We start from the raw sequence: 26,605 nt of genomic DNA, 5'->3' as shown, positions 1-26,605 counted from the left end.
CGGTCCCTATGCGGCGCCGATGTCGCGGATTCGGAACCTGGACGCGTGCTGCACGTGGGCTACCGTGGGCGCATGACCGATGCACCGTGGCGGAGGACAGCGCAGGCAGCGGGGCTGCTCGGGTCGACCGGGAGCATCGCCCCGACGATCTTCGCCGAGATGACCGCGCTCGCGACGCGCACGGGCGCGGTGAACCTCGGGCAGGGCTTCCCCGACTTCGACGGCCCCGCGATCGTGCTCGAGACGGCGCAGCGTGCCATCCGCGACGGCCTCAACCAGTACTCCCCCGGCCGCGGGCATCCCGAGCTCGTCGACGCGATCGTCGAGCACCAGCGCCACTGGTACGGGCTCGGCACGACGACCGCCGAGGTGCTCGTGACCGCCGGCGCCACCGAGGCCCTCGCCGCGACGATGCTCGCCTACCTCGAGCCCGGCGACGAGGTCGTCGTCTTCGAGCCCTGCTACGACGCCTACGCGGCCATCGTCGGGCTCACGGGTGCCCGGCTCGTGCCCATCCCCCTCGCTCCCCCGACGTTCGAGCCCGACCTCGATCGCATCGAGCGGGCCTTCACGTCGCGCACGCGCATGGTGGTCGTGAACTCGCCGCACAATCCCACGGGCATCGTGTTCGACGAGGACGTGCTCCGGCACGTCGTGCGGTGCGCCGAGCGCCGCGATGCGCTCATCGTCACCGACGAGGTGTACGAGCACCTCGTCTACGACGGCCGCCACGTGCCGATGGCGCAGATCGACGGCGCGCGCGATCGGCTCGTGTCGATCTCCTCCGGCGGCAAGACGTTCTCGACGACGGGCTGGAAGGTCGGCTGGCTCGTGTCGACGCCCGAGCGCGTCGCGCAGATCACGTCGGTGAAGCAGTACCTGACGTTCGTGAACGGCGCCCCCTTCCAGCCCGCGATCGCCGCGGGGCTGCGCATGGACGACGAGGCGTTCGACACGCTCGCCGCATCCTTCGCACGCAAGCGCGACCTCCTCACGCGCGGGCTGCGCTCCGTGGGCTTCACGGTGCCCGACGCGCAGGCGGGCTACTTCGTGCTCGCCGACGGCTCGGCGCTCGGCTTCCCCGACGCCACCGACCTCGCGCGGCGCCTGCCGGAGCTCGCGGGCGTCGTCGGCGTGCCCGTGGCACCCTTCGCACGCCCCTCCCGGCACGACCTGCGGCCATGGATGCGCTTCGCGTTCTGCAAGCGCGACGAGGTGCTGCGCGACGCGGTCGAGCGCCTCGGTGCGCTGCGCGGGCTCGCGCAGGCGCCGCCCGCCTAGCCGCGCGGGCCGTCCTCAGTCGAGCGCGATCGCGTGCCTGCGGTTCGCGAGCGAGGGATTGCGCGCGCGCACGCTCGCGGTGCGGTCCGCGTCGATCGGGGCGACGGCGATCCCCGCAGCCTCGCCCAGCTGCGCGAGCGGCACGCCCATGGGGTCGACGATGAGCGACCGACCCGCGCCGACGGGCGGGGCGTGGTCGGCGGCGACGACGTGCACGGTGTTCTCGATCGCGCGGGCGGTGACGAGCGTGACCCAGTGGTGCTCCTTGAGCGGGCCCCGCACCCACTCGGCCGGCACGACGAGCACGTCGGCGCCCGCGTCGACGAGCAGGCGCGACTGCTCGGGGAAGCGCACGTCGTAGCAGGTCTGGATGCCGACGCGGTGGCCGTCGACGTCGAACACGGGCCGCTGCGCCCGGTCGCCGGGCGTGAGCCAGTCGGACTCGCTCGCGCCGAAGGCGTCGTACAGGTGCACCTTGCGATACGCCGCGAGCAGCCGCTCGCCGTCGACGGCGACGACGGTGTTGGCGACGCCGTCCGACAGCCGCTCCACCATCCCCGCGATCACGACGACGTCGGCCGTGGCCGCCGCCGCCTGCAGCGCGACCACGAAGGGGCCGTCGAGCGGCTCGGCGACCTCGGGGGCGAGCGCCGCCATGTCGACGTCGAAGGCCTGCGAGTACTCGGGCAGCACGACGAGCCGCGCGCCGCGGGCGGCCGCGTCGGCGACGAGCGCGGCGATCGCACGACGGTTCTCGGCGGGATCCGCGCCGGGCGCCCACTGGACGGCCGCGGCGACGAGGGGCTCGATCGATGCCATGGCATCAGCCTATGCAGCACGATCCCGGCGTCGGCGCGAGAGGATGTCGCCACTGACGAAGGGAGCGACATGCTCGTCGCATTCTCGGTCGCGCCCGGCACCGCCGGGTCCGACGGATCCGTCCACGACGCGGTGGCGAAGGCGGTGCGCATCGTGCGCGACTCGGGCCTGCCGAACCGCACGGACGCCATGTTCACCACCATCGAGGGCGAGTGGGACGAGGTGATGGCGGTCGTCAAGGCGGCGACCGACGCGATCCTCGAGATCTCCCCGCGGGCATCGCTGGTGCTGAAGGCCGACATCCGGCCAGGATGGGCCGGAGAGCTCGACGGTAAGGTCGACCGGCTCGAGCAGGCGCTCGAGGAGCCCGCACTGGAGGAGGACCGATGAAGAGCGAGCTCTTCGCGCAGGCGTACCACGAGAAGCAGACGCAGGAGCGCTGGGTCAAGCAGTCGGACCGCATGATGCGCGTCAACGTCACCGGCACCGACGTCATCGCCGCCAAGGGCTCGATGGTCGCGTACCAGGGGCAGATCCAGTTCCAGCACGAGGGCTCGGGCTCGGTGGAGAAGTTCCTGAAGAAGGCCGTGACGGGCGAGGGCGCGCCGCTCATGCGCATGCAGGGGCAGGGCGAGGTCTTCCTCGCCCGCGACGCGCAGAACATCTTCACCGTGACGCTCGAGAACGAGGGCCTCACGGTCAACGGCGAGAGCCTGCTCGCCTTCGACCACACGCTGCAGTGGGACATCAAGATGCTGCGCGGCGGCGGCTTAATGGCCGGCGGCCTCTTCAACCTCGAGATCGGCGGCCAGGGCACCGTCGCCGTGACGTGCGACGGCGAGCCCCTGCTGCTCGACTGCTCGCAGCAGCCCACGTTCGTCGACCCGCAGGCGGCCGTGTGCTGGTCGTCGAACCTGCAGCCGCAGGTCGTCAACTCGATGAACATGCGCTCGCTGCTGCGCGGCGGCACGGGCGAGGCGTTCCAGCTCGCCTTCCACGGCCCGGGCTTCGTCATCGTCCAGCCGAGCGAGGGCCGACCCCAGACGACCGGCCAGAACGGCGGCGGCTCGAGCGGCGGCATCGGCAGCCTCTTCGGCTGAGCCGAAACGCCGCGAACCCGCGTCAACCGAAACCGCCCCTCCCCTGCGAGTAACTAGCCACGAAAGAGAAAACGCCGTCGTGCGGCACGGTTAGCGCTATCGCCACCTTCTCAACGAATGTTGCAACGGATGCTGCGATCGCTTGCTGGCCGTGGGGCTCGCTCCCGTCGAGCGTTCGGCTCAGACTAGAGGTTCTCGGTCAGACACTCGAAGGATCAAGTCAAGCGTTGCTGCAACAGACGCAGCATTGCGAGCATCAGGGGAGGCCACTTCGACGTCTCTCCGTCGCGCTCCAGCCGACCTAGCAACCCCCGCAAAGTACCGTCCGACAACCGAAGCCCGACTGTACGATGCGAGACTCCTGCGGTCGCAGACAGCAAGAACTCGTAGGCGGCGTCGCCACCGGGATCGCGCGCGTGTCGCAGCACATGCTCGAGGAGACTGACCATCGCACGGCTCGCGATAGCACTCGAACGGAAGTCCAACTCGCCTGCGCGTGCCCCACGGAGGATGCTTGCCTGGATCATCGGATCGTTGAAGCGGTCGAAGACGGCCGGGTGCAAGGCAAAGCCATGGAGGCGGAAGCTAGCCGGTGCCCGAGAAGTGCCGTCACCACTCCCCAGACGAGACTCCGCCATCAGATGAGCCACTGTCGCGTGAATCTCGGCCTGTGACGGCTTCAGATCAGTTCCGAATCTGCGGTCCGAGTTCCAATCAAAAGGCCAAAGTGCGAACATCGGCCCGACGTCGACGATGGAGCCGCCGCGCGAGCCCGCGAACATCGAATCCGCATGGCGGGCCTGGATGTCAACACGCCGATCTCCGAGGGATTCGAGAAGATCGAGATCAGTCACCGGATTGCAGAGTTCAGCCGCCTCAGAGAGTAGCCCGAGTTCGACACTCCATGAATCGTCTGAACCGAGTATGCGAGGCTCACGCGTGACCTGCCACCCAACCGACAGTCTGCTCGTCGAAGCGCTACTTTGAACGCCTAGGGTTCGCCCCAGGATGTCTCGGGCCTGCGGCGACTCGGGGTGCAGCGCGCCGACCACGAAGCGCCACTCAAAGCCCGCGAGTCGGCGCAGCTCTCTATTCTTGACGTGAAGCATCCGGCCCGAGGACAGCACGCCAGCACAGAGCAGGACGCGGTCAGTGGACAGAAGGTCCTGCGGGCTCTCGCCCGCACAGCCTGGAGACAACCAAAGGTCACCGGAGCGCCTAGATCCCTCAGGCAGGGTGTGCCTGGCCACCACTTCAGCGAGGGCGCGAGAACTGTCATCTGGCAGTGCCAAGACTGCTGTCGCTCCGAATCCCTCATTGGCTTGGGCACCGATTTCCCGAAGTCGCTCAAGAGATGCCAGGTGATTCGAATCGACGAGGTGCCGGATGGAAAGCTCTGTGTCGTAGGTCTTGCCCAGGGCCGCAGGTTGAATAGCCCCAGACCCGGCTAGGTCCTCGAAATACTCCTCGCCGCGGAATCTTCGACTAGTTGCTCCGGCCTCACGAGGCCTGTCGGTCAACTTCAGCACACGAAGTTCCATTTCCGACGTTCGAGGGAAGAAGGCGTCCCCCTCCAGTTCGATAACCCCAGAGCCCCGTTCACAGAAGTCGCAACGCCCGCCCGCTCCCGGCCTGAATGTGAGGAACGGCGCAACTGCAGTGTTGCGGATTGAGCGAACGGGAAGCTCGTCTCGATCAGTGAGGTCGAAAAGAACGGAACCCGAATCCGCTTTCAAACTCGTCTGCGAGATGACAAACACGTTCAGTGTGCGAGCAGCATCGGATCGGCGATCCCGGATGAGCTCCCTCGCAAGACCGCCAGAGGTCGTGCTGGAGATAAATACAACGTCGAGGCCAGGGTTGGTTCGGAGCCCTGAAATCCCGTCCCAGCCACCAAACGAATCGATGCTGATTTCGTCTGTTGACTGCTCCAAACGCTGTCGGAGCTCACGCACTGCGTAGAGCAGCGGGAGGATGCCAGCCGTGTCGGCCCACCAGGTAGCGGGGCCTCCTCGAGGGCACGTCGCAATGACGACCGCGGCGGCGAACAGCGCGTGTTGCGCCCTCGCGAATACTTGACTGGCCCGAATGAAGTACTCCGTGTGCGCACCACCAGGGTGGGCGAAGTGCGTGCCAGCGCTGGCCCGGGAAACAGCAGCGGTATCTCGGAAAATCTGATGGACTGCGCTCGTCGCCAACGCGCGTAGGCGAGCCGGGTCTACCTCAATGACATTGGCATCGGATCGAAGAGCAACAAGCTCGCGCCACTCGCCATCAGACGCGACCGCGAAATAGCGGCTTCGTACTCGGTCGTTCTCCACCACGCGATCTCGAAAGTCCTGGTACGAACGCAGGTCGTCGAACGCTGAGGTGATGTCGCCTGGCACCACGAACCAAAGCTCTGAAACGTCGGATCGTTCCGTGGTCACTCGACGTGCCCAAGCAACAGTTTGAGCGAAATCAGAGAAACGCCGGCCGCTCCAATGTACGGCAACCACATGGAAGGTAGATCGGACGTCAATTACATCTGCGACGAAAACAAAGCGATTTGCGTCGACCTCCGAAGCGAGCAATACTTCACTCTCCTTCGTAGTGATAGTCAACGGGAAGAGAGATTGAGATGGCTGTTCCAACCCGCGGCGCGATGTTGAAGCCGTCCTCAGGCACCCAGTCAATAAACTGCGAAGGGGCGGGAGCGCCAGCTGTCTTCGGTATCGGCTCATATGGACGCGTGACGAAGTTGCGCATCATCTCCGTGGTACCTGTGCGAATGATCATGAAACCATTTAGGTTGGTCAGCAACTGCTGCACCTGAGGAAGACCGATATTGCCAGTGGGCCCGGATCGCGTGGTTGCAACGCTCTTCGACAGCGCTTTGATCAGAAATTGCATCTCATTCGCGGGTGAGAACTCTGATGCCTTTCCGATCGCGTGAGCCGCCGACCTGGCCAGCCCAGGGCCGGAATCGATTATTGAGATCACCGCAAGAGTGACCGCCACCGGGCGCTGACCACCGCGTTCTGCCTCGCGGAGAGTGAGCACAGAACGTACGTAGCGATCAAAATGTGACGTGTCCTCGCTTGGCCAGGACCTCCGCGTCTCCGAGGCCTCAACTATCCTGCAGTTCGTTGGCGGCGCGAGTGGAGGAGTGGATGCATGCCATTCCGTGTTCTGCACTAGCTCGAACACGACCGCTCCCAGCGCATCGACCACGCTGTCAGCACCACGCAACTTCCTCGCGAGGATGTCCTGCGCGCGCTCACGAACACGTATCAGGCGATGCGCTAGAGGCATGAATTTCTGCCCCTGCAAAGTTGCCGGGTGCCATTCTTGCCATCGATCCCGGCGCACGACATCTCGCTCGCCCTCACGCGTCAGAACTTCGCCGATGTGGCCCATCGGCGCTCGCAAGCTTGAAGTGCGCTCCAAAGGTGACCAAAGATCGTGGAAAAGCGTTCTTGCGGATTCCTCGATCTCGACGCCGCCTTGCCCCTTAATGTGGAGGTCCGGACTGCGTTGAAATGGCAGTAGATGATTGGCAAGTACGAGTGCCCTTGGACGACAAAAGTCTTGCGCTGAAGGGTGAGGAAGATAGTTGTGCTCCGCCAGGGCGTGTCGAAGTACCACTCGCTCGGACTCTGGCGTAGCTCCTGAACTTGCCGTCATTGCGGCTGCGACAAGGTGGGGCACCGACTCCTCGACCAAGTTCGCGTCCGACGTGACGAACTTGGCATCCGGTACGCTCGCTGCCCATCCGATGATCGACTGGATCAGCTCGGCGCGCACGATCGGGTCGCGCATTTGCGGATCTGTCGGAGCCGGCAGTTCCAGGTGCAGAGGGCCTTCCCTCCGCGCCAGCGCGAGATGGAACGCATCCGACTCGGCCCGAGACGTACCCGTGAGCAACATGCCGTCGCCTCTCCGTTTCGGTTCTCGGAAGTTATCAGATTAGGGCTAACGACCCCACGGGTGCCCTGGAATCGGACATCCCCACCTCAAGCTTCGAGCGCAAGGTGGCTCCGCGTGAAGGTAGGCGGCCAACTCAGAGCCTTGCGAGGCCCGCCACACGGCTCAAGGCACCGAAACCAACCGTCGGTCAGGTGCCGGAGAGCCGTCTCGCAGCATCTTCGGGCCAGTCGACCCAAGTTCGAAGTAGATGTCGCTCGCCCTTACGCTCTCGAGCAAATGCGAGAAGGCCCGCCATTCCTGGCGGGCCTTCTCGTGTCACATGGTTGCGGGGACAGGATTTGAACCTGCGACCTCCGGGTTATGAGCCCGGCGAGCTACCGAACTGCTCCACCCCGCGGCACGAGATGAAACTCTAGCACGGATGCGGAGCGGTCTCGAACCACGGGGCGGAGCCGCGCGTCTACGGCGTGGCCTCGCCCGTGTCCTCGCCCTCGGCGGGCAGCCCGGAGAGCTGCTCGATGAGGGAGTTGGCCTCGGTGACGGCCGCCTGCAGGCGCTCGTCGGCCTGCGCGGCACCCACGACGTCGTTCTCGGCGTAGGCCGCCTGACGCTCCTCGAGCGCCGTGGCAGCCTCCTGGAGGGCCGTCTGCAGCTGCGACTGGAGGTCGCCGGTCGGCGCGGTGCCGCCGTCGCCCTCGTCGCCGCCCGAGCCCTCGACGGGCTCGCCCGTCGCCGGGTCGACCTCGACGGGATCGATGCCCTCGTCGCCGGTCGTGGCGCCGGAGTCGCCGCCGAAGAGCTCGTCGAGCGCCGCGTCGAGCGTCTCCTCGAACGCGATCTCGTTGCCGAACGACACGAGCACGCGCTGGAGCACCGGATACGACGTCGAGCCCGTCGACTGCAAGTAGACCGGCTGCACGTAGAGCATGCCGCCGCCGACCGGCAGGGTGAGCAGGTTGCCGTAGACCACGCGCGACTGTCCCTGCTGGAGGATGTTCAGCAGGTTGCCGACCGTCGCATCGGTGTCGAAGTTGTTCTGCGCCTGCCCGGGCCCGGGGATCTGCTGATCCTCGGGGATGTTCTGCAACGTGAGCTGGCCGTAGGAGTCGGCCACCTCGCCATCCGACGCCCCGGCATCCGAGTTCACCGACAGGTACCCGTAGAGCAGCTCGCGGTCGCTCGACGGCGGGATGAACGTCGTGTACAGCGAGTACGCGGGCTCCTCGCCGTTGATCGCCATCGTCAGGTAGTACGGCGGCTGCGACGTGTCGTCGCCGTCGGCGTTCGTCGGGTCGGCGGGCGTCGTCCACGCGTCGTTGCCCGAGTAGAAGGCGCTCGCGTCGGTGACGTGGTACTGCCCGAGGATGTCGCGCTGCACCTTGAACATGTCGGCCGGGTAGCGCACGTGGGCGAGCAGGTCGCCCGACATCTCGCTCACCGGGCGCAGCGTGCCGGGGTAGATCTGCTGGTACGCCTGCAGGATCGGGTCCTCGGCATCCCACGCGTACAGCTCGACCGAGCCGTCGAATGCGTTCACGACCACCTTCACCGAGTTGCGGATGTAGTTGATCGTGTCGCTCGCGGTCTGCGCGGGCGTCGGGTTCGACGAGTCCTCGATGGCCGCGGCCAGCGAGGTCTGCGTCGAGTACGGGTACTGCGACGTCGTCGTGTAGCCGTCGACGATCCACACGAGCTCGCCGTCGACGACCGACGGGTACGGGTCCTCGTCGAGCGTCAGGTACGGCGCGACCTGCTGCACGCGCTCGAGCGGGTCGCGGTTGTAGAGGATCTGCGAGTCGTCCGCCACGGCGTTCGAGAACAGGATCTGCTCCGACTGGAACTTGATCGCGTACACGAGGCGCGACAGGAAGCCGCCGACCTCGGGACCGCCCTGGCCCTCGTACGGCGTCACGGTGCCGGCGCCGATGTTGCCCTCGGCGCTCGTCGCCTCCGGGTCGCCCTCGGCCTCGGTCTCGGCCGTCGAGTCGTCGTCGGTGCCGCCGCCGACGATCGAGTACTCGGGGCTGTTCTCGCCGAAGTAGATGCGCGGCTCGAAGTCGCCGAGCGCACCCGTCGCCGGGATGCCCGACTGCAGGAACACGGGGCGGCCGTCGGCCGTGCGCTGGTTGCCGTACGCACCCACGAGGCCGTAGCCGTACGTGTAGATGATGTGCTGGTTGTACCAGTCCTGCTGCTGCAGGAACTCGGGGCTCAGCTCGCGCAGCGCCACGACGGCGTCCTGCGTCTGGCCGTCGATCTCGTACCGGTCGACGTCGAGCGACTCCTCGAAGGCGTAGTACTGACGCAGGCCCTGCAGAGCCGAGAACGCCACGCCCACGACCTCGGGATCCTGGAGTCGGATGTTCGCGGTCGTCGCCTGGTCGGCGGCGAGCGCCCCCGCCTCGGGGTTCGTCTCGACGTCGACGTCGACCTCGGTGAGCTCGTCGACGCCGTAGGCGGCGCGCGTCGCGTCGATGTTCGCCTGGATGTAGGGCAGCTCGAGCGTTCCGGCCGACGGGTCGACCTGGATGCGCTGGATGATCGCCGGGTAGCCGAAGCCGATGATGATCGACGCGACCACGAGCAGCGCCGTGCCCACGAGCGACAGGCGCCAGCGGCCGATGACCGCCGTGACGATGAAGAAGATCGCCACGAGCGCCGCGATGCCCGCGAGGATCTGCTGGCCGGGGATGCCGGCGTTGGCCTCGGTGAAGCCGGGGCCCGTGTCGACCTCGCCGCCGAGCGACGGCGACGTGAGCGACTGGTACTGGGTCAGCCACTGGCTGAGGGCGAACGCCGCCATCCACAGGGCGACGACGATGCCGATCTGGATGCGGGCGCTGCGCGAGATGCGCAGCTCGCGACCCGTGACGCGCACGGCGCCGTACAGGTACGCCGTCGCGATCGTCGCGAGGCCGCACGCGAAGAGGACCGCGAGCGCGAACGACACGACCTCCTGGTAGAGCGGCAGCTCGAACACGTAGAACGAGGCGTCGAGGCCGAACTGCGCATCCGCCTCGCCGAAGGGCTGGCGGTTGAGCCACAGCAGCGCCGTGTCCCAGCGCGACGCGGCCGCGAGGCCCGCGAAGAGGCCGAAGACGGCCGGCACGACCCACATCGCCAGGCGGCGCAGCGGGGCGACGAGCTCCTGGTAGCGGTCGAGCTGGCTCGAGAGCTGCGCGTACATGGGGCGCGAGCGGAAGGCGATCTGCATCGAGACCGCGAGCGGTACGGCCATCGCGAGGAATCCGATGGCGAACATCGCCGCCATCGCGATCCAGCGGACCTGCAGCACCTGCACGAAGCCGAGCTGGTCGAACCAGAGGACGTCGGCGTAGAAGCCGGAGAAGAGCATGAACCCCACCACGATGGCCGCGACGACCGCGAGCGTGATGATGAGGGGCGAGCGCCGCAGTGCGGTCTGCGCAGGACGAGGTGTGTCGGACAAAGGTCGGCTCCAGGGTCGACGGGGGGTCCGACCATGGTACCCGCGGGGCCTATGACCTCCGTCTGAGGCTGTGACCTCCGTCTGAGGCTGCGGGCGCCCCCGCCGTCCGGGGTTGCGGGCGCTACGGCGCGGTGCACGTGGGCAGCGCCGAGACGTCGCCGCCGCTCGCCACGGTCTCGATCGCCGTAATGGCGTCGTCGAGCGTGTCGACCGCGACGACCTGGAGGCCGCCCGGCACGTTGCCGACGACCTCGCCGCAGTTCTCGACCGGTGCGAGGAACCACTCGGCGCCCGCCGCGAGCGCGCCGTGCATCTTCTGCTCGATGCCGCCGATCGGCCCGACGTCGCCCGTGGCCGAGATCGTCCCCGTGCCCGCCCAGTCGACGCCGCCCGTGAGCGAGCCCTCGGTCAGGCGGTCGACGATCCCGAGCGCGAACATCATGCCGGCGCTCGGCCCGCCGACGTTCGGCAGCTCGATGGAGACGTCGATCGGGAAGGTGAAGGCGTTCTGCGGCACGATGCCCACGAGCGGACGACCCTGGTCGAGCACGGGCTCGATCGACACGGTGAGGGGGGTCCCGTCGCGCTCGACGTCGAACGTCGACGCGCCGTCGACCGCGGCGATCGCCTCGCGGATGGAGTACACGTCGTACGCGACCTCGCCGTTCACCGACAGCACGCGGTCGCCGACCTCGAGCACGCCCTCGGCGGGGCTGCCCTGCAGGACCTCGGCGATCGTGACCTCGGCGTCGATCTCGTAGCCCTCGTGCAGCAGCGCCGCCGCGACGGCCGCCGCCTGCGACGACTCCATCTCGATGCGGCCCGCCTCGTTCGACTGCTCGATCGACTCCTGCGGCGCGTAGACGAGGTCCATCGGCAGGATCTCGTCCGACGGATCGAGGAAGGCGCCGGCGACGTCGACCCACGTGAGCGGCCGCTCGGGGTTGCCGGCGATCGACACCGTCAGGAGCGTCAGCGACCCGTCCGCGTCGGGGTGGTCGAGGTCGCTCGGCACCGAGATGAGCGGACCCGCCTCGGTCTCGCCGAGCGTGTCGAACGTCGGGCCCGGCTGCTCGACGACGTAGGGCGAGGGCAGGAACGCCATGCCCAGCAGGGCGCCGAGGGCGACGAACACCGCGATCCAGCCGCCGATCGAGGCGCCGTCGCGACGTCGAGGGAAGAGCATCCACGCCTCCTGTTCGCCGTCGGCGCATGCTGGGATGCCCGCGAGACGCCCGCCGGTCGCGAGCCCGGCGCTAGCGTAGTCCCATGGCCGATCAGCCCCCCGACCAGGACCCGGACCGCGATCCTGAGCAGGAGCTGCGCGACATGCTGCAGCAGCTGCTCGGCGGTCAGATCGATCCGCAGCAGCTCGCCGGCGCGGCCGGCATCCCCGCGGATCCCGCGCTCCTCCAGCAGCTCATGGCGCAGCTCCAGTCGGCGCTCCAGCGCACGGGCGACGGCATCGACTGGAACGTCGCACGCCAGCAGGCCGTGCAGGTCGTCAGCCGCGATCCCGGCAGCGTCTCCTCCGAGGAGCGCGAGGCCATGCAGCAGGCCGCGCGCCTCGCCGCCACGTGGCTCGACGTCGCGACCGGCATCGGCACGATCTCCGAGATCACCCTCCTCTCCCGCCAGCAGTGGGCCGAGGCGACCATGCCCGTCTGGCAGGAGATGAGCGAGCCCGTCGCGTCGTCGATCGCCGACGCGCTGACGGACGCCATGCGGCAGCAGGCGCCCGAGGAGGCGCAGGACATGATCGCCGGCGCGGGCAGGCTGCTGCGCAACGTCGGCGGCACGCTCTTCGCCATGCAGCTCGGCCAGGTCGTCGGCCGGCTCGCGAGCGAGGTGCTCTCCGGCGGCGACGTCGGCTTCCCCCTGCTCGACGAGCAGGCGGCGATGCTGCCGGTCAACCTCCAGGGCCTGCCCGCGAGCCTCGAGATCCCCGCCGACCAGGTGCACATCTGGCTCGCGACGCGCGAGCTCGCGCACGCCCGCCTCTTCCACCACGCGAAGTGGCTGCGCCTGCACGTGCTCTCGTCGGTGCGCGAGTACGCCGAGGGCATCCGCATCGACATGGAGCGGCTCGAGGAGCTCGCGAGCGACCTCGACATGTCGAACCTGCAGGATCCCGAGCAGCTGCGCGAGGCGCTCACGTCGGGCTCCCTCATCCCGCCGAAGACCGAGGAGCAGCTGCAGAGCCTCGCCCGCCTCGAGACGACGCTCGCCCTCATCGAGGGATGGGTCGACTGCGTCACGGCCGAGGCCACCTCGCGACTCCCCCGCCGCGACGCCATCGCGGAGGCCGTGCGCCGCCGCCGCGCGACGGGCGGTCCCGCCGAGCGCGCCTTCGGCACGCTCGTCGGCCTCGAGATCCGTCCGCGCAGGCTGCGCGAGGCGTCCGCGTTCTGGCGACAGGTCACCGACGCCGTCGGCGCCGAGCGCCGCGACTCGCTGTGGGACCACCCGGACCTGCTGCCGACCGCCGAGGACGTCGACGATCCCGCACGCGTCATCGCGGCGCTGCAGGGCGGCGCCCCCGAGCCCGACGACGTCGACCGCGCCCTCGAGGACCTCCTCGCCGACGACCGCGACGACCGCCCGCACGAGCGCGAGGACGGCACGGCCGACTGACGCACGGCGGCGGGCTGCCGCCACCTGTGGACAGCGGGAGCGACGCCCGGGCGTGGGCGGCATCCTGACGCGCATGCTGCGCCTGGATCCCGCCCTGCCCATCATCTGGACGTCGCCGACGACCGTGCGGATCGGCGCGCAGCTCGCGCTCGCCACGCTGCACGACGTCGACGACGCCACGGCGTCGCTGCTCGACCGCATGCACCGCGGCGTCGTGCCGGCCGAGCCCGCCGTCGTCCTCGGCGACGACCGCGCCGCCAGGCTGCTCGCGGCGCTCGCTCCCGTGCTCGCGAGCCGCGAGCGGCCGCGGCTGCGCGTCGAGGTGACGGGCGCCGGACCGGTCGCGGGCACGCTGCGGCGCGTGCTCGAGGAGGACGGTCACCGCGTCGCGCGGCGAGCCGTCGACGTCTCGATCCCCGTCGCCGACTGGCGGCTCCCCGACCTCGAGCGGCAGCGGCTGCTGCGACGCGACCGCGTGCACGTGCCCGTCGTCGTCGGCGACCAGCGCATCGTCGTCGGGCCGTGGACGGTGCCGGGGACGAGCGCGTGCCCGCGGTGCGCCGACCTCGCCGACACCCGTGCCGCGCTCCCCCACGGGCTGCCGCCCATCCCCGCCGTGCCGGCGTCGGCGATCGCGCAGACCGTCGCGCACGTCGCGGTGCTCGTCAACCTCGCCGCGCTCGGCGAGGCGACGCCCAGCGCGGGTGCGAGCATCGCGCTCGCGACGGGCGGGCTCAGCGTCGAGCGGTGGTCGCCGCACCCCGAGTGCGGCTGTCGAGCTCTGCCAGGAACCGCGAGGGCGTCCGCGGCATCCGCCCCGACGCCGCTGCGTGCGACAGGCTGAGCGACGTGCGCGCACGGGTGATGCCGACGTAGCAGAGCCTGCGCTCCTCGTCGACGGCGTCGAGCGACGTCGCGTACGAGATGGGTAGGAGGCCCTCCGACATGCCGACGATGCACACGTGCTCCCACTCGAGGCCCTTCGCGGCATGCAGCGTCGCGATCGTGACGGCCTCGACGCCCGGCTCGTGGTCGCTCGCGGCGCGGCGGGCGAGCTCGTCGGCGAACCCCGCGGCGGTCGCGCCGGGCGGCGCCTCCTCCGCGAGCGTCACGAGCGCGTGCAGCGCATCCCAGCGCGCACGCTCCTCGCCCTGCGTCGCGGGCGGCTCGTGCGCGTAGCCCAGCGGATGCACGACGTCGACGACCGCCTGGAAGAGCGGGCGGCCGTCGTCGGCGGTCTGGCGCAGCATGAGCATCGCCGAGCGCACGGCCGGCAGCTCGAAGAAGCGCTTCGCACCCGCGAGCCGCACCGAGAGGCCCGCGTCGGCGAGCGCCTGCTCGATGCCGGCCGACTGCGCGTGGAAGCGCACGAGCACCGCGATCTCCGAGGCGCGCGCACCGCCGTCGACGAGGCGCCGGCAGCGCTCGGCGACGGCGCGCGCCTCCGCGCCGTCCGACGGGTGCATCGCGACCTCGGGCTCGGGACCGGTGCGCTCGGCACGCAGGTGGATGGCGTCGCGGCCGCGCATGAGGCGGTTGGCGGCATCGACGATCTGCGTCGTCGAGCGGTGGCTCTGCTCGAGCCGCACGACGGTCGCGTCCGGGTGCCTGCCGATGAACTCCGGGAGGCTGCGCGCGTTCGCCCCGGCGAAGGCGAAGATCGTCTGGCTCGGGTCGCCGACGACGCACACCTCCTCGCGGCCGCCGAGCCACGCGTCGAGCAGTCGCTGCTGCAGCGGCGAGACGTCCTGGTACTCGTCGACCGTCAGGTGCCGGTACTGGCCGCGCACGGTGTCGGCGGCGATCGGCTCGCGCTCGATCATGCCGGTCGTCGCGAGCAGCACGTCCTCGAAGTCGATCTGCCTGCGGTCGTCCTTCAGCCGCTCGTACGCCTCGTGCAGCTCGATCATGCGGCTCACGGGGAGGTCGCCGGGCATCGGTCGACCGTGCGCACCCGCCGCGTACGCCTCGAGGGTGAGCGCGCGCGCCTTGCGCCACTCGATCTCGGCGGCGAGGTCGCGCAGCTGCGCCGTGTCGACCCGCAGGCGCAGCTGCAGCGCGGCGTCGGCGATCGTGCGCCCCTTGCTCGGCAGCACCTCGGGCATGCGCCCGCCCGCGAGCCGCGGCCAGAAGTGCGCGAGCTGCGCGAGCGCCGCCGAGTGGAACGTGCGCGCCTGCACCTCCGCGCCGAGCGCACGCAGTCGCGTGCGCATCTCCCCCGCCGCCTTCGTCGTGAACGTCACGGCGAGCATGCGACGCGGGTCGTAGACGCCCACGGCGACGCCGTAGGCGATGCGGTGCGTGATGGCGCGCGTCTTGCCCGTGCCCGCACCCGCGAGCACGCACACCGGCCCCTGGACGGCGAGCGCGACCTCGCGCTGCTGGTCGTCGAGCCTCGCGAGGATCTCGTCCGGCGTCACCGATCCAGCCAGCGCTGGATGAGGTGCGCGGCGATCGACGCGCTGCCCGGCAGCGGCACGGCGCCGCCGCGGATGTCGTCGCGCGTGAGCCACCGCACCTCGACGATCTCCTCGCCGTCCGGGCGTGCCGCCTCGGGGTCGAGCGCGACGGCCTCGAAGCCGACCATGATGCTGCGCGGGAACGGCCACGGCTGGCTCGCGACGTAGCGCGGATCCCGCACCGTGACGCCCGACTCCTCCGCGACCTCGCGGATGACGGTCGCCTCGAACGACTCGCCGAGGTCGACGAAGCCGGCGAAGAGCGAGAAGCGATCCGTCCACGCGGCGTTGCGGCCGAGCAGGATGCGCTCGTCGGACGCGTCGGTGACGAGCACGATCACAGCGGGGTCCATGCGCGGGAAGTGCTGCGAGCCCGCACCGTCGCGGCCGACCCAGCCGCCCTGCACGAAGCGCACGGGCGAGCCGTCGACGCCCGAGAAGAGCGTCTGCGCCTGCCATCGCGCGAGCGCGACCGCCTGCGTGAGGATGCCGGCGTCCTCGTCGCCCAGCTCGGCGCCGACCTCGCGCAGGCTGCGCCACGTGCCGAGCTCGCCGCCGTCGCCGGCGCCGTCGACGACCGAGCCGTCGACCGCGGCCGAGAGGACGACGCCGCCCGGGACGCCGTCGATGCCCGCCGTGCGGCCGAGCCACGCGATGCGCGCATCCTCGGGCACGCGGTCGACGGGCACGCGCACGATGGCGCCGTCCGCGACGAGCGTCCGGTCGCCGTCGACGAGCACGACCCGCGTCGACGGGTCTGCGAGCGCCTCCTCGACCGCGCCGTCGCGCATGCGCGAGGCGTGGTCGCGGTCGAGCGAGGTCCGCGAGAGCGGTGGGATCGTGCGCGAGTCCGACACGAGCGTCCTTCCCGTCGCAGCGCGTGGCGAGGCAGGAGCCGGGGATGCCCGCCGTACCCTCACATCATGGCTGCGAACCCCTTCACTCTAGCCGCGCTGGCGACCTCCGCCGTGCCCGGCATCGAGGTCGTGGGGGCCGTCGACGACGGCTCCGACGACGAGTCGGAGGCCGTGGCGGCGCGCATCGCCGACGGACGGGTCGTGCGCATCGTCGTGCCCCGCACCCCCGCGACCCTCGCGCGACTGCGCGACCAGGCCGTCACGCTCCACGTCTTCACGCGCGCCGTGCGCGATCGGCTGCCGTTCGAGGCGCCCGAGACGCTCGGCACCGCACCGCTGCAGCGCACGGCCGTCGTCGTCTCGACGCGCCTGGGCGGCACGACGCTGCGGCTGTCGGACGTCTCGCCCGCGAATCCCGGGCTCGCCGCATCCATCGGCACGGCGATCGCGGCGCTGCACGACCTGCCGACGAGCATCGTCGTCGAGGCGGGCCTGCCCCACCGCTCGATCGCCGAGATCCGGCAGGGGCTCGTCGACGTCTTCGATCGCGTCGCCGCGACCGGTCGCGTGCCCGCGCCGCTCCTCGCACGCTGGGAGATCGCGCTCGAGGACGCCGCGCTGTGGCAGCTCCAGCCGCGCGTCGTGCACGGCGACCTGCAGGCGCCCGCGTTCCGTCGCGAGCAGTCGACCATCACCGGCATCGACGGCTGGCACGCGCTCGGCCTCGGCGACCCCGCCGTCGACCTCGCATGGCTGCTCGGCAACGAGCACGCATCCTCGGTGGACGAGGCGTTCGTCGCCTACGCGGGCGTCCGCGGCGCCGACCGCCAGCTGCGCCGACGCGCCATGCTCCACGCCGAGCTCGACGTCGCGCGATGGCTGCTGCACGGCGTCGAGTCGCAGGACGCGGCGGTCGTCGCGGACGCCGAGGGCATGCTCGCGCGCCTCGCCGACCGCGTCGCCGACGACGACGACGAGTCGACGGCGCTGCAGCCCGAGCGGCTCCACACCATGGACCTCGCCGACGTGCAGCAGCTGCTCGACGAGCGCGGCACGTCGGTGGCGAGGCCCGGCGCCGCCGGCTCGATGGCGTCGGGCACGGCGAGCGAGGCCGAGACGGTCGAGGTCGGCGACGTCGACCTGCCGGAGTCGTCCCGCCGCTGACGCTCGGGGGTCACCCCGCCCCCGACCCCCGCGGACCCGCTGCAGCCTGCTCGAGGGTGCCGCGCGCACGATCCCAGGCCTCGCGCAGCTCGTCGAGGCTCAGGACGTGCTCCGGCCGCACGACCTCGTCGTGCTCGACGAAGTACAGCTCGGCGCGCACGCTCTCGGGGTCGACGCCCGCGTGGAGCGCGTACGCGGCGCGGTACAGCGCGAGCTGCAGCCCGCGCTCGGCCACGTCGGCGCGCGAGCGCGGCAGCGCGCCCGTCTTCCAGTCGACGAGCACGAGCTGCTCGCCATCGCGCAGCACGGCGTCGATGCGGCACACGACCGACGTCGAGCCGAGCGGCAGATGCACCTCGAGCTCGGTGGCCACGTGCTCCATGCGCGCATACGGCGAGGCGAGGAACGTCTGCCGCAGCCGCTCGAGCCGTTCGACGTCGACGGCGACGAGGTCGCCGCCGAGCGGCTCGCCGCCTGCCAGCCGGTCGTCGTCGACGAGGTCGGCCATCCCCGTCGTGCCGCGCCGCTCGACCCACTGGTGGAACAGCGTGCCCAGGCGCGTCGCCCGGAACGGTCGCCGCGGCATCGGTCGCACGCGCGCGACCGCCTGCGCCTGCGGATCGGCGAGCCAGTCCTTCGCGGTCGACGCCGAGATGCGGCTCGGCGCCTGCGCGAGGGCGGGGGCGTCGCGCTCGGCGAGCAGCAGCGCGATCTCCTCGTCGAAGCGCGTCGCTGCTGCGGCATCGGCCGCGACGACGGCCTCGGCCGCGCGCTCGACGACGTCGCGTCGCCGGCCGAGCGGGTCGGGCGGCCAGACGGCCTGCTCGAGCTCGAGCATCGTCGGGTTCTCGTCGTGCTCGGGCGCCTCGGCGAGCGCGACGCCCAGCACGTCCGCGCCGTCGCGGAGGAATCGGCTGGGCTTCGCGACGCGCTTGTTGCGCCCGATCCACCATGCACCCGAGAGCCAGAGCGAGGCCCGCGCGCGCGTGACGGCCACGTAGGCGAGCCGGCGCTCCTCGGCATGGAACTGGTCGGCGAGGCCCTGGACGTACGCCTTGCGCTCGACGCCGTACTCGCGCAGGTCGGCGACGCCGCTCGGATCGAACGCGGGCAGCTCGCCGGCGTCGCCGCGCAGCGAGAAGGGCACCGCCCCGACCGAGAGCCAGCCGCGGGCGTCCTGCCGCTGCATGGGCAGCGTGCCCTCGGTGAGCGAGGGCACGGCGACGAGATCCCACTCGAGGCCCTTGGACGCGTGGATCGTGAGGATCTGGACGACGCCGGGCTCCGGCTCGGGGGCGGGCGCGTCGAGCGTGTCGTCGCGCGCGGCGCGCTCGAGCCACGCCACGAGCGCCTCGAGCGTCGCCGCCTGGTCGGTGAGCGCGAACTGCTGCACCTCGGCGACGAAGGCGTCGAGCGAGCGCCGCGGAGCACGCGCGGGGTTCGCGAGCACCTCGACGTCGAGCCGCAGCTGCCGCTCGACGAGCCGCACGAGCTCCGGCAGCGGCAGGCTCCGCTGCGCGCGCAGGCGGCGGAAGGTGCGGGCGGCGTCGCGGAGGCGGTCGCGGCCCGCCGGGGAGAGCCCCTCCCACACCGCGGCACCCGGGTCGGCGTCGAGGACGTCGTCGAGCGCGTCGACGAGCGACGCCGCCGCGTCGTCGTCGGTCGACTCGCGATCGGCGGCGCGTGCGCGCTCGGAGACGTAGCGGGTCGCGATCGCGCGCGCGTGGTCGCGCAGCACGGCGAGGTCGCGCGGGCCGACGCGCCAGTGCGCGCCCGCGAGGAGTCGCAGCAGCGCGCCGCCCGCCCGGGGATCCGCGAGCACCGCGAGCGCCGAGCGCATGTCGACGATCTCGGGCTCGGCGAGGAGGCCGCCCGTGCCGACGACGTGGCACGCGATGCCGCGCCGCGCGAGGGCGTCGGCGAACGTCCACATGCGGCCGCGCACGCGCAGCAGCACCGCGGCCGTCGTGGGCGGGCTGCCGGCGCCGCGCTCGGCGAGCCAGGCGGCGAGGGCCTCGGCCTCGTCGTGCTGGGTCTCGAAGAGCTCGAGCGCGACCTCGCCGCGCGCGGCGCCGGGGCGCGGCTCGAGCCGCTCGACGCCGTGCGCAGGCAGCGTCGACGCGATGCGGTTCGCGACGTCGAGCACGCCGGCGGCGTTGCGCCAGCTCGTCGAGAGCGCGAAGCGCGCCGTGCCACCGAAGTCCGCGTGGAACCGCGCGAGCGTGCCCGCGCTCGCGCCGCGCCACCCGTAGATCGACTGGTTCGGGTCGCCCACCGCCATGACGGGATCGCCGCGGAAGAGGGTCGTGAGCAGCCGCACCTGCGACACCGAGGTGTCCTGGTACTCGTCGAGCAGCACGACGCCGTGCCTGGCCCGCACCTCGTCGACGAGCCTGGGCGCGGCCTGCAGCGCCTGGAGCGCGAACCGCACCTGGTCGCTGAACTCGATGACGCCGAGCTCGCGCTTGCGCCGGTCGTAGGTCGCCGCGAGGGCGGCGAGCGGCTCGAGCGCGCGCATGGCGAGGACGTCCTTGTCGCGGTCGCGGCCGATCGTCACCTGCCCCGTGCCGACGTCGAGGCCCGCGATCCGCTCGAACGGCCGGGCGAAGCCGTCGAGCACGCCCGGCTCGAGCGCGTTGTCGCCGAGCTCGGACGCGAGCCTGCGCAGGCCGTCGACGACGACGTCGTTCGACCGCAGCGCCGCGAGCCGCAGGTCGTCGCTCGCGAGGGCGACGTCGCGTGCGAGGAGCCACGCGGCGGTGTCGCCGAGGAGGTCGGCGTCGGGATCGCGCCCGAGCACGAGCGCGTGCTCGCGGTAGAGCTGGCTCGCGAACGCGTTGTAGGTCGAGACCGTCGGCTCGATCGTGGCGACGGCGGGATCGAGCAGGCCGGCCTGCACGAGCTGCCCGATGCGCTCGACGAGCCGGATGCGCAGCTCGCTCGCCGCCTTGCGCGTGAAGGTCAGGCCGAGGACGCGCTCGGGCTCGACGAGCCCGTTCGCGAGCAGCCACAGCACCCGCATCGACATCGTCTCGGTCTTGCCGGAGCCCGCGCCGGCGACGACGAGCGCAGGCTCGAGCGGTGCCGTGATGACGGCGGCCTGCTCGCTCGTCGGCGTGCGCACGGGGCCGTCGTCGCCGGAGGCCTCGTGCAGGCGCTCGGCGATCTCGGCGGGGCTGATCATTCGGTCACCTGTCGTCGGACGTGGATCTCGCACTGGCCGTGCGCGAACTCGTTGAGGCAGTGCTCGAGGGGCACGGCCGTGAACGTCGCCGCCGCCATGCTCGCGGCGACCTCGACGACGCGCGCCTCGAACTCGGCGAGCTCGTCGGCGTCGAGCGGGGCCTGATCGCCGATCGGCCTCGCGTCGCGCGGGTAGAGCAGCCTCGCGCCGGCCGACGTCGTCTCGGGCGGCACCGTCGCGATCGCGCCGCGCGCGGCGGCGAGCTGGTAGGCGCGCAGCTGCGCGTGCGCGGCGATCGCCGGCCCGCTCGGCTTGTCCTTGCCGGTCTTGAGGTCGACGATGCGCACCTCGGGCCCGCGGCGCTCGATCCAGTCGATCGAGCCGCGCAGCACGACGTCGCCGATCGCGAGCTCGAAGGCGCGCTCGTGGTCGCCGACGTCGATGCGCCAGCCCGCGGCGCGCTCCTGCCGCACGTAGGCGGCGATCGCCTCGACGACCTGCTCGACGATCGCCCGCTCGCGCGCCGACTCCCACGGCGAGCGGAAGGCGAGCTCGGACCAGCGCGCCTCGACGGCCGCGAGCAGCGCCACGGGGTCGGCGGCGTCGGCGTGCTCGACCGCCGCGTGCACGATCGTGCCGATCGCCTGCGGCGTCGCCGACGGCGTGGGCGCGAGCCTGCCGACGGCCCAGTCGACCGGGCACGCCTCGAAGCCCTCGAGCGCCGACGGGGAGACGCGCATCGCGTCGTCATCGTCGACGAGCGGCGCGTCGGTCGTGACGGGCGCGAGGCCGGCCCACTGCGAGGGATCGGCGCCCGGCACGCCCTCGCCCGCGAGCCGCGCGAGCGCAGCCGCAGCGTCGCGCCTGGCCGCCTCGGACGCGCGGTCGTCGACGAGCAGCCTGCGGAGGGTGCCGACGAGCTCGCGCAGCGTGCGACCGCGCGCGTCGACCTCGGGCGGCGCCTGGGGCAGCCCGGCGAGCCAGCGCGCCGGCCGCTCCTCCTCCGTGTCGATCGCGACGACGTGGACGCGCGAGCTCGCGCGCGAGATGGCGTGGACGAGCATCCGCAGCTCGTCGTCCGCGACGTCGGTCACGGTCGTCGCGCCGCCGATGGCATGGGCGCCGAGCAGCTGCGCGCCCAGCAGCGAGCCGCGCGGCCGCAGGTTCGGCCACATGCCCTCCTGCACGCCCGCGACCACGACGGTGTCGAGCTCGACGGACACGAGCTGCGCCGGCGTGCCGATGCGCACCGACTCGGCGACCTGTCGACCCGCGAGCGAGTCGAGCTCGAGCGCCGCCGACCGCCACGTGCGCACGAACTCCTCCGCCCGGACGTCGGGATGCCGCTCGGCGTGGCGCGCGGCGTGGTCGAGCAGCGCGACGACGGCGTCGAGCCGCCGGTGCGCCCACGCGGCGTCGCCGCCGCCCGCGAGCGCGGCGTCGCGCCATGCTTCGGCCACGCCGGCGCCGTCCCACAGGCGCCAGAGCAGCTCGACGGCCGTGTCGGGGTCGTCTCCGGTCGCGAGCCCGGCGGCATGCCGGAGGCGGGATCCGAGCGCGCGGGCGATGCGCGCCTCGGGGCCGCCGACCCCGTCGAGCGCAGCGTCGTCGGCGAGGGCCTCCGCGAGCAGCGCGTCGCCCGAGGCCGGCGCGCGGCCCTCGGCGATCGCCCGATGCCGCACCGCGCGACGCAGGCGTCGCAGGCCGACGGCGTCGAGGCCGACGAGCGGCGACGACAGGATGCGCCGGGCGCCCTCCGGGCCGATGGGCTCGACGCCGGTGACGACGGCGAGCATCGCCACGAGGTCGTCGGCGACGCTCGAGCCGCGCACCGCGGATCCGCCGCCCTCGCGCAGCGTCGGCACCTCGAGGTCGGCGAGCGAGCGCTCGAGCTCTGCGGCGAGCCTGCCCGATCGGGTGACGACGGCCATCGTGCCCCACGGCACGCCGTCGACGAGGTGCCGTCGCCGCAGGAGGCGCGCGATGCGCCGCGACTGCTCGACCGCGCCGTCGACGAGGTGCACGGCGACCGACCCCTCGGGCCCGACGGCGTCGGCGACGCGATGCGTGCCGCCGAGCGCCGTGCCGATGCGCGCCGACAGCGACCCGATGGCCTCGCGCAGCGCCGAGCCGTGGCGGTGGTCGTGGGCGAGCTCGATGCGGCGCGAGAAGCCGAGCCGTGCGCCGAGGGCGCCGACGATCGACGGATCGGCACCGCGGAACATGTCGGTCGCGGTGTCGGGGTCGCCGAACGCCACGACCGTCGTGCCCGTCGCGCGCAGCGCCGCCACGAGCCGGGCGGCGCCCTCCGTGAGCTCCTGCGCGTCGTCGACGACGAGGAGGCGCAGCCGCCGCTCGCCCGCCGCGACCGTCGCGGCGGCGCTCGAGAGCAGCGTCGCGGCGTCGACCGCGCCGACGCCGTCGCGATGCGCGAGCGCGAGCACCTGGTCGAGCTCGTGCTGCACGGCGGCGGCCGCCGCCCACTCCGGTCGGTCGTGCGTGCGCGCGAGCCCCTCGAGGGCGACGCGGTCGAGGTCCTGCTCGCGCGCCCTCGCGAGGACGTCGCGCAGCTCGGTGCGGAAGCCCTGCTGCTCGCGCACCGTCGGCCCGAGGTGCTCCGGCCACGCGGGGCCGCCGCCGAGCTCGACGTGGCCGGTCAGGAGGTCGGCGAGCATCGCGTCCTGCTCGGCGCCCGAGAGCAGCTGCGGGCGCTCGTGCCCGGCGGCGAGCGCCTCCTCGCCGAGCAGCGCGTACGCGAAGGACGCGGCCGTGCGCGCGAGCGGCCCGGGCGTCACGACGTCGACGCGGGCCGCGAGGCGGTCGCGCAGCCGCGTCGCCGCGGCACGGGATCCCGCGAGCACGAGGACGTCGCCGCCCGACCAGCCCGGTCGCGCGAGGCGCTCGGCGACGAGCTCGACGACCGTCGTGGTCTTGCCCGACCCGGCGACGCCCAGCACGGTGGCGCTCGCCTCCTCCGGCAGGTCGAGGACGGCGCGCTGGGAGGCGTCGAGGGTCGTGGGCATCCCCCGACGGTACGGGTCGCCGCCGACACCGAGGCGCACCCCGCCGCCGTCAGCGAACGCGCACGATCCGCGCTCGACGAGCACGTATCCTGTGGACCATGGACATCCGCATCGGCATCAAGGACACCGCGCGCGAGATCGCGTTCGACTCCGCGCAGACGGTCGCCGAGGTCGAGCAGGCCGTCACGGCCGCGTTCGACGGCGGCCACCTCGCCCTCGACGACTCCAAGGGCCGTCGCTACCTCGTGCCAAGCACGCAGATCGCCTACGTCGAGATCGGGTCGGAGTCGACCAGGCGCATCGGGTTCGTGGCCTGATGGAGCTCATCTGGATGCCGGTGCTCGGCGCGGCGATCGGCGCGATCCTGCGCTACGTCGTGCCCGGGCGCGGCACCCACGGGCTGCTCCTGCTGCCCGCGATCGGCGCGTGCACCACGGCGATCGCCTGGGTGCTCATGGTCGTCGGCGGCCTCAGCCTCGGCGAGCCGTGGATCTGGCTCATCGCGCTCGTCGCCCCGGCCGTGACGTGCACGATCGCCGCCGTGGCCCTCGCCCGCGTGCGCCCCGAGCGCGACGCGCAGCGGCTGCAGCGCCTCCTCGCGACGCGCTGACGCGCTGACGATCGGACGCGCGCCTCGGCGCGCCGTCCGGCCTAGGCCGTGAGGCCGAGCGCGTCCATGCGGCGCGTGTGCGCGGCGACGATGTCGTTGAACGCCGGCTCGAGCCTGCGCGTCGCCCCGGGGGCGGCGTCCGCCGGCCCGTGCACCGCGAGGTACATCTGCAGCAGCGTGTCGCCCACGAGGCGCCTGCCCCACAGCGCCATGCGCGCCGCGAGGCGCGGGTTCGCGACGATGGCGCGCTGCAGCTCCTCGACGAGGAGCGGCTGGCCCGTCTCGCGCGTGAGCACGCGCACGACGGCGTCGCGATCGTCGTCCGGCAGCCCGCCGCCGTAGGCGACGAAGAAGTCGGTGAGCAGGCCGGTCGTGACGTGGAGCGACAGCACCTGCTCGTACCAGTCGACGCCCGCGACCTCCTTGGCGAAGCGCTCGCTCGACGCGTAGAACGGCTCCATGGCGCGCAGCGGATCCGTGTCGCGCGGCAGCAGCCGCACGAGGTCGCGGTAGCGCGTCGACACGATGCGCAGCGCCTCGACGAGGTTGGCCTTCGCAGCGAGGGTCGGGGCGTCCTTGACGGCCTGGCCCGCCTGCTGCAGCACGACGAGCTGCAGCGCGAGCAGCTGCCCGAGGTACTGGTCGAGGCGCGGCTCGAGGTCCTGCAGGAGGACGCGATCGCCCTCGGCCACGACCGTGCGGGCGCGCAGCAGCGACCTCGTCACCTCGCGCGGCGTGCGATCGAACCATCGGACCACGGCGTCGAGCCTAGCCACCCGGGGCGAGCCCGACGGGCATCCAGGGCTGCCACCGCTAGGCTGGCCGCGAAGACGACGCATCCCAGAGACGGACCACACTTGACGTTCGCAGCACTGAACATCGATGCCGACATGGTCGAGGCCCTCGCCTCCCACGGCATCCACGACCCCTTCCCGATCCAGCAGCAGACCATCCCCCTCGGTCTGAGCGGTCAGGACATCATCGGCCAGGCGAAGACCGGCACCGGCAAGACGTTCGCGTTCGGCCTGCCGATCGCGCAGCGGCTCGGCGCCGACCCCGAGCCCGGGGTGAAGGCGCTCATCGTCGTGCCGACCCGCGAGCTCGCGGTGCAGGTGACCGAGGACATGGTGCTCATCACCGGCAACCGGCCCACCCAGATCGCCTCGATCTACGGCGGCAAGGCGTACGAGGGCCAGATCGAGCAGCTGAAGGCCGGCGCGCAGATCGTGGTCGGCACGCCCGGCCGCCTCCTCGACCTCGCGAACCAGCGCATCCTCGACCTGTCGAAGGTCACCGAGATGGTGCTCGACGAGGCCGACAAGATGCTCGACCTCGGGTTCCTGCCCGACATCGAGCGCATCTTCTCGCTCACGCCGCCCGTGCGCCACACCATGCTCTTCTCGGCGACGATGCCCGGACCGATCGTGGCGCTCGCGCGCCGCTTCATGTCGCGGCCCATCCACATCCGTGCGACGGATCCCGACGACACGATCGCGCAGGCGAACATCCGCCACCTCGCGTACCGCGCGCACTCGCTCGACAAGGACGAGGTCATCGGCCGCATCCTGCAGGCGGAGGGGCGCGGCAAGACCGTGGTCTTCACGCGCACGAAGCGTGCGGCGTCGAGGCTCTGCGAGGAGCTCATCGACCGCGGCTACGAGGCGGCGGCCGTGCACGGCGACATGAGCCAGGAGGCGCGCGAGCGCGCCATGGCCTCGTTCAAGGCCGGCAAGAAGGACGTGCTCATCGCGACCGACGTCGCCGCCCGCGGCATCGACGTCGACGACGTGACGCACGTGATCAACCACACGATCCCCGAGGACGAGAAGACGTACCTCCACCGCGTCGGCCGCACGGGCCGCGCGGGTCGCACCGGCATCGCCGTGACGTTCGTCGACTGGGAGGATCTGCACAAGTGGACCTTCATCGACCGCGCGCTCGAGCTCGGCATCCCCGAGCCCGCCGAGACGTACTCCTCGTCGCCGCACCTCTTCGAGGAGCTCGCGATCCCCGTCGGGTCGAAGGGTCGCCTGCGGGCGACGCCGCCCGACCGTCTCGCCAAGCGCGAGCTCGCGCTCGCCGCCGCGCTCGGCGCCGACGGCCGCGGTCGTGGCGAC

19 protein-coding genes and 1 tRNA gene are annotated in these 26,605 nt (G+C 71.8%); 9 read left to right on the top strand and 11 right to left on the bottom strand.

The window, feature by feature from the left end:
* Window positions 1-72: 72 nt before the first annotated feature.
* A complete protein-coding gene (locus ABD249_RS04970) occupies window positions 73-1,281 on the top strand; it encodes an aminotransferase class I/II-fold pyridoxal phosphate-dependent enzyme (RefSeq protein WP_344341030.1) in 1,209 nt (402 codons plus the stop codon).
* A gap of 15 nt (window positions 1,282-1,296) precedes the next feature.
* Here ABD249_RS04970 and ABD249_RS04965 read toward each other — a convergent pair whose 3' ends face one another.
* Entirely contained in the window at window positions 1,297-2,100 is an 804-nt protein-coding gene (locus ABD249_RS04965) for a carbon-nitrogen hydrolase family protein (protein WP_344341027.1), read from the bottom strand.
* 69 nt (window positions 2,101-2,169) lie between these two features.
* On the opposite strand from ABD249_RS04965, the gene ABD249_RS04960 reads away from it, so the two are divergent.
* Window positions 2,170-2,490, top strand: coding sequence for a thiamine-binding protein (locus ABD249_RS04960; RefSeq protein WP_344341025.1), 321 nt, complete (start codon window positions 2,170-2,172; stop codon window positions 2,488-2,490).
* Entirely contained in the window at window positions 2,487-3,200 is a 714-nt protein-coding gene (locus ABD249_RS04955; protein ID WP_344341022.1) for an AIM24 family protein, read from the top strand. The genes ABD249_RS04960 and ABD249_RS04955 overlap by 4 nt, the downstream gene beginning before the upstream one ends.
* Window positions 3,201-3,415: 215 nt before the next feature.
* On the opposite strand, the gene ABD249_RS04950 is transcribed toward ABD249_RS04955, so the two are convergent.
* The 5 genes from ABD249_RS04950 to ABD249_RS04930 form a co-directional block, all read right to left on the bottom strand.
* Window positions 3,416-5,773: a hypothetical protein gene (locus ABD249_RS04950; RefSeq protein ID WP_344341020.1), complete on the bottom strand. Its 2,358-nt coding sequence runs from the start codon at window positions 5,771-5,773 to the stop codon at window positions 3,416-3,418.
* 4 nt (window positions 5,774-5,777) lie between these two features.
* Complete coding sequence (locus ABD249_RS04945) at window positions 5,778-7,001, bottom strand: hypothetical protein (protein ID WP_344341018.1); 1,224 nt, start codon at window positions 6,999-7,001, stop codon at window positions 5,778-5,780.
* 428 nt (window positions 7,002-7,429) lie between these two features.
* Window positions 7,430-7,506 (bottom strand) — tRNA-Met (locus ABD249_RS04940).
* A gap of 63 nt (window positions 7,507-7,569) precedes the next feature.
* A complete protein-coding gene (locus ABD249_RS04935; RefSeq protein ID WP_344341015.1) occupies window positions 7,570-10,557 on the bottom strand; it encodes a UPF0182 family membrane protein in 2,988 nt (995 codons plus the stop codon).
* Window positions 10,558-10,678: 121 nt separating this feature from the next.
* Window positions 10,679-11,743: a YlbL family protein gene (locus ABD249_RS04930; RefSeq protein ID WP_344341013.1), complete on the bottom strand. Its 1,065-nt coding sequence runs from the start codon at window positions 11,741-11,743 to the stop codon at window positions 10,679-10,681.
* Between the two features lie 83 nt (window positions 11,744-11,826).
* Between ABD249_RS04930 and ABD249_RS04925 the strand changes: the two genes are divergently transcribed.
* Window positions 11,827-13,191 carry a zinc-dependent metalloprotease gene (locus ABD249_RS04925; RefSeq protein ID WP_344341011.1) on the top strand — a complete coding sequence of 455 codons (1,365 nt, stop codon included), beginning with the start codon at window positions 11,827-11,829 and terminating at the stop codon, window positions 13,189-13,191.
* Between the two features lie 73 nt (window positions 13,192-13,264).
* Complete coding sequence (locus tag ABD249_RS04920; protein ID WP_344341008.1) at window positions 13,265-14,035, top strand: hypothetical protein; 771 nt, start codon at window positions 13,265-13,267, stop codon at window positions 14,033-14,035.
* Here ABD249_RS04920 and ABD249_RS04915 read toward each other — a convergent pair.
* Window positions 13,926-15,611, bottom strand: coding sequence for an ATP-dependent helicase (locus tag ABD249_RS04915; protein WP_344341006.1), 1,686 nt, complete (start codon window positions 15,609-15,611; stop codon window positions 13,926-13,928). The two genes, ABD249_RS04920 and ABD249_RS04915, sit on opposite strands and share 110 nt — an antisense overlap.
* Entirely contained in the window at window positions 15,608-16,507 is a 900-nt protein-coding gene (nudC, locus tag ABD249_RS04910; RefSeq protein ID WP_344341003.1) for an NAD(+) diphosphatase, read from the bottom strand. The genes ABD249_RS04915 and nudC overlap by 4 nt, the downstream gene beginning before the upstream one ends.
* A 66-nt stretch (window positions 16,508-16,573) precedes the next feature.
* Between nudC and ABD249_RS04905 the strand changes: the two genes are divergently transcribed.
* On the top strand, window positions 16,574-17,671 hold the full coding sequence (locus ABD249_RS04905) for a phosphotransferase (protein ID WP_344341001.1): 1,098 nt from the start codon (window positions 16,574-16,576) through the stop codon (window positions 17,669-17,671).
* 10 nt (window positions 17,672-17,681) lie between these two features.
* Here the strand turns inward: ABD249_RS04905 and ABD249_RS04900 are convergent, their stop codons facing one another.
* Both ABD249_RS04900 and ABD249_RS04895 read right to left on the bottom strand, forming a co-directional pair.
* Window positions 17,682-20,855, bottom strand: coding sequence for an ATP-dependent helicase (locus ABD249_RS04900; RefSeq protein WP_344340998.1), 3,174 nt, complete (start codon window positions 20,853-20,855; stop codon window positions 17,682-17,684).
* Window positions 20,852-23,878: a PD-(D/E)XK nuclease family protein gene (locus ABD249_RS04895; RefSeq protein WP_344340995.1), complete on the bottom strand. Its 3,027-nt coding sequence runs from the start codon at window positions 23,876-23,878 to the stop codon at window positions 20,852-20,854. Before ABD249_RS04895 ends, ABD249_RS04900 begins: the two co-directional genes overlap by 4 nt.
* 98 nt (window positions 23,879-23,976) lie before the next feature.
* Here ABD249_RS04895 and ABD249_RS04890 point away from each other — a divergent pair, with 98 nt between their 5' ends.
* The gene (locus ABD249_RS04890) at window positions 23,977-24,195 is read left to right on the top strand and encodes a DUF3107 domain-containing protein (protein WP_344340993.1); all 219 of its coding nucleotides are present in this window, start codon (window positions 23,977-23,979) and stop codon (window positions 24,193-24,195) included.
* On the top strand, window positions 24,195-24,488 hold the full coding sequence (locus tag ABD249_RS04885; protein ID WP_344340990.1) for a hypothetical protein: 294 nt from the start codon (window positions 24,195-24,197) through the stop codon (window positions 24,486-24,488). Before ABD249_RS04890 ends, ABD249_RS04885 begins: the two co-directional genes overlap by 1 nt.
* A 41-nt stretch (window positions 24,489-24,529) precedes the next feature.
* Here the strand turns inward: ABD249_RS04885 and ABD249_RS04880 are convergent, their stop codons facing one another.
* Window positions 24,530-25,246 (bottom strand): ferritin-like fold-containing protein, encoded by a 717-nt coding sequence (locus ABD249_RS04880; protein ID WP_344340988.1) that lies wholly within the window; start codon window positions 25,244-25,246, stop codon window positions 24,530-24,532.
* Between the two features lie 99 nt (window positions 25,247-25,345).
* On the opposite strand from ABD249_RS04880, the gene ABD249_RS04875 reads away from it, so the two are divergent.
* Window positions 25,346-26,605 (top strand): DEAD/DEAH box helicase (locus ABD249_RS04875; protein ID WP_425546284.1); only part of this gene is annotated, 1,260 nt, incomplete at its 3' end.

Source organism: Agrococcus versicolor (genome assembly GCF_039531815.1).
Lineage (GTDB): Bacteria > Actinomycetota > Actinomycetes > Actinomycetales > Microbacteriaceae > Agrococcus > Agrococcus versicolor.
Note: the sequence above shows the minus strand (reverse complement) of the source record. Positions and strands in the feature narration are given on the sequence as shown.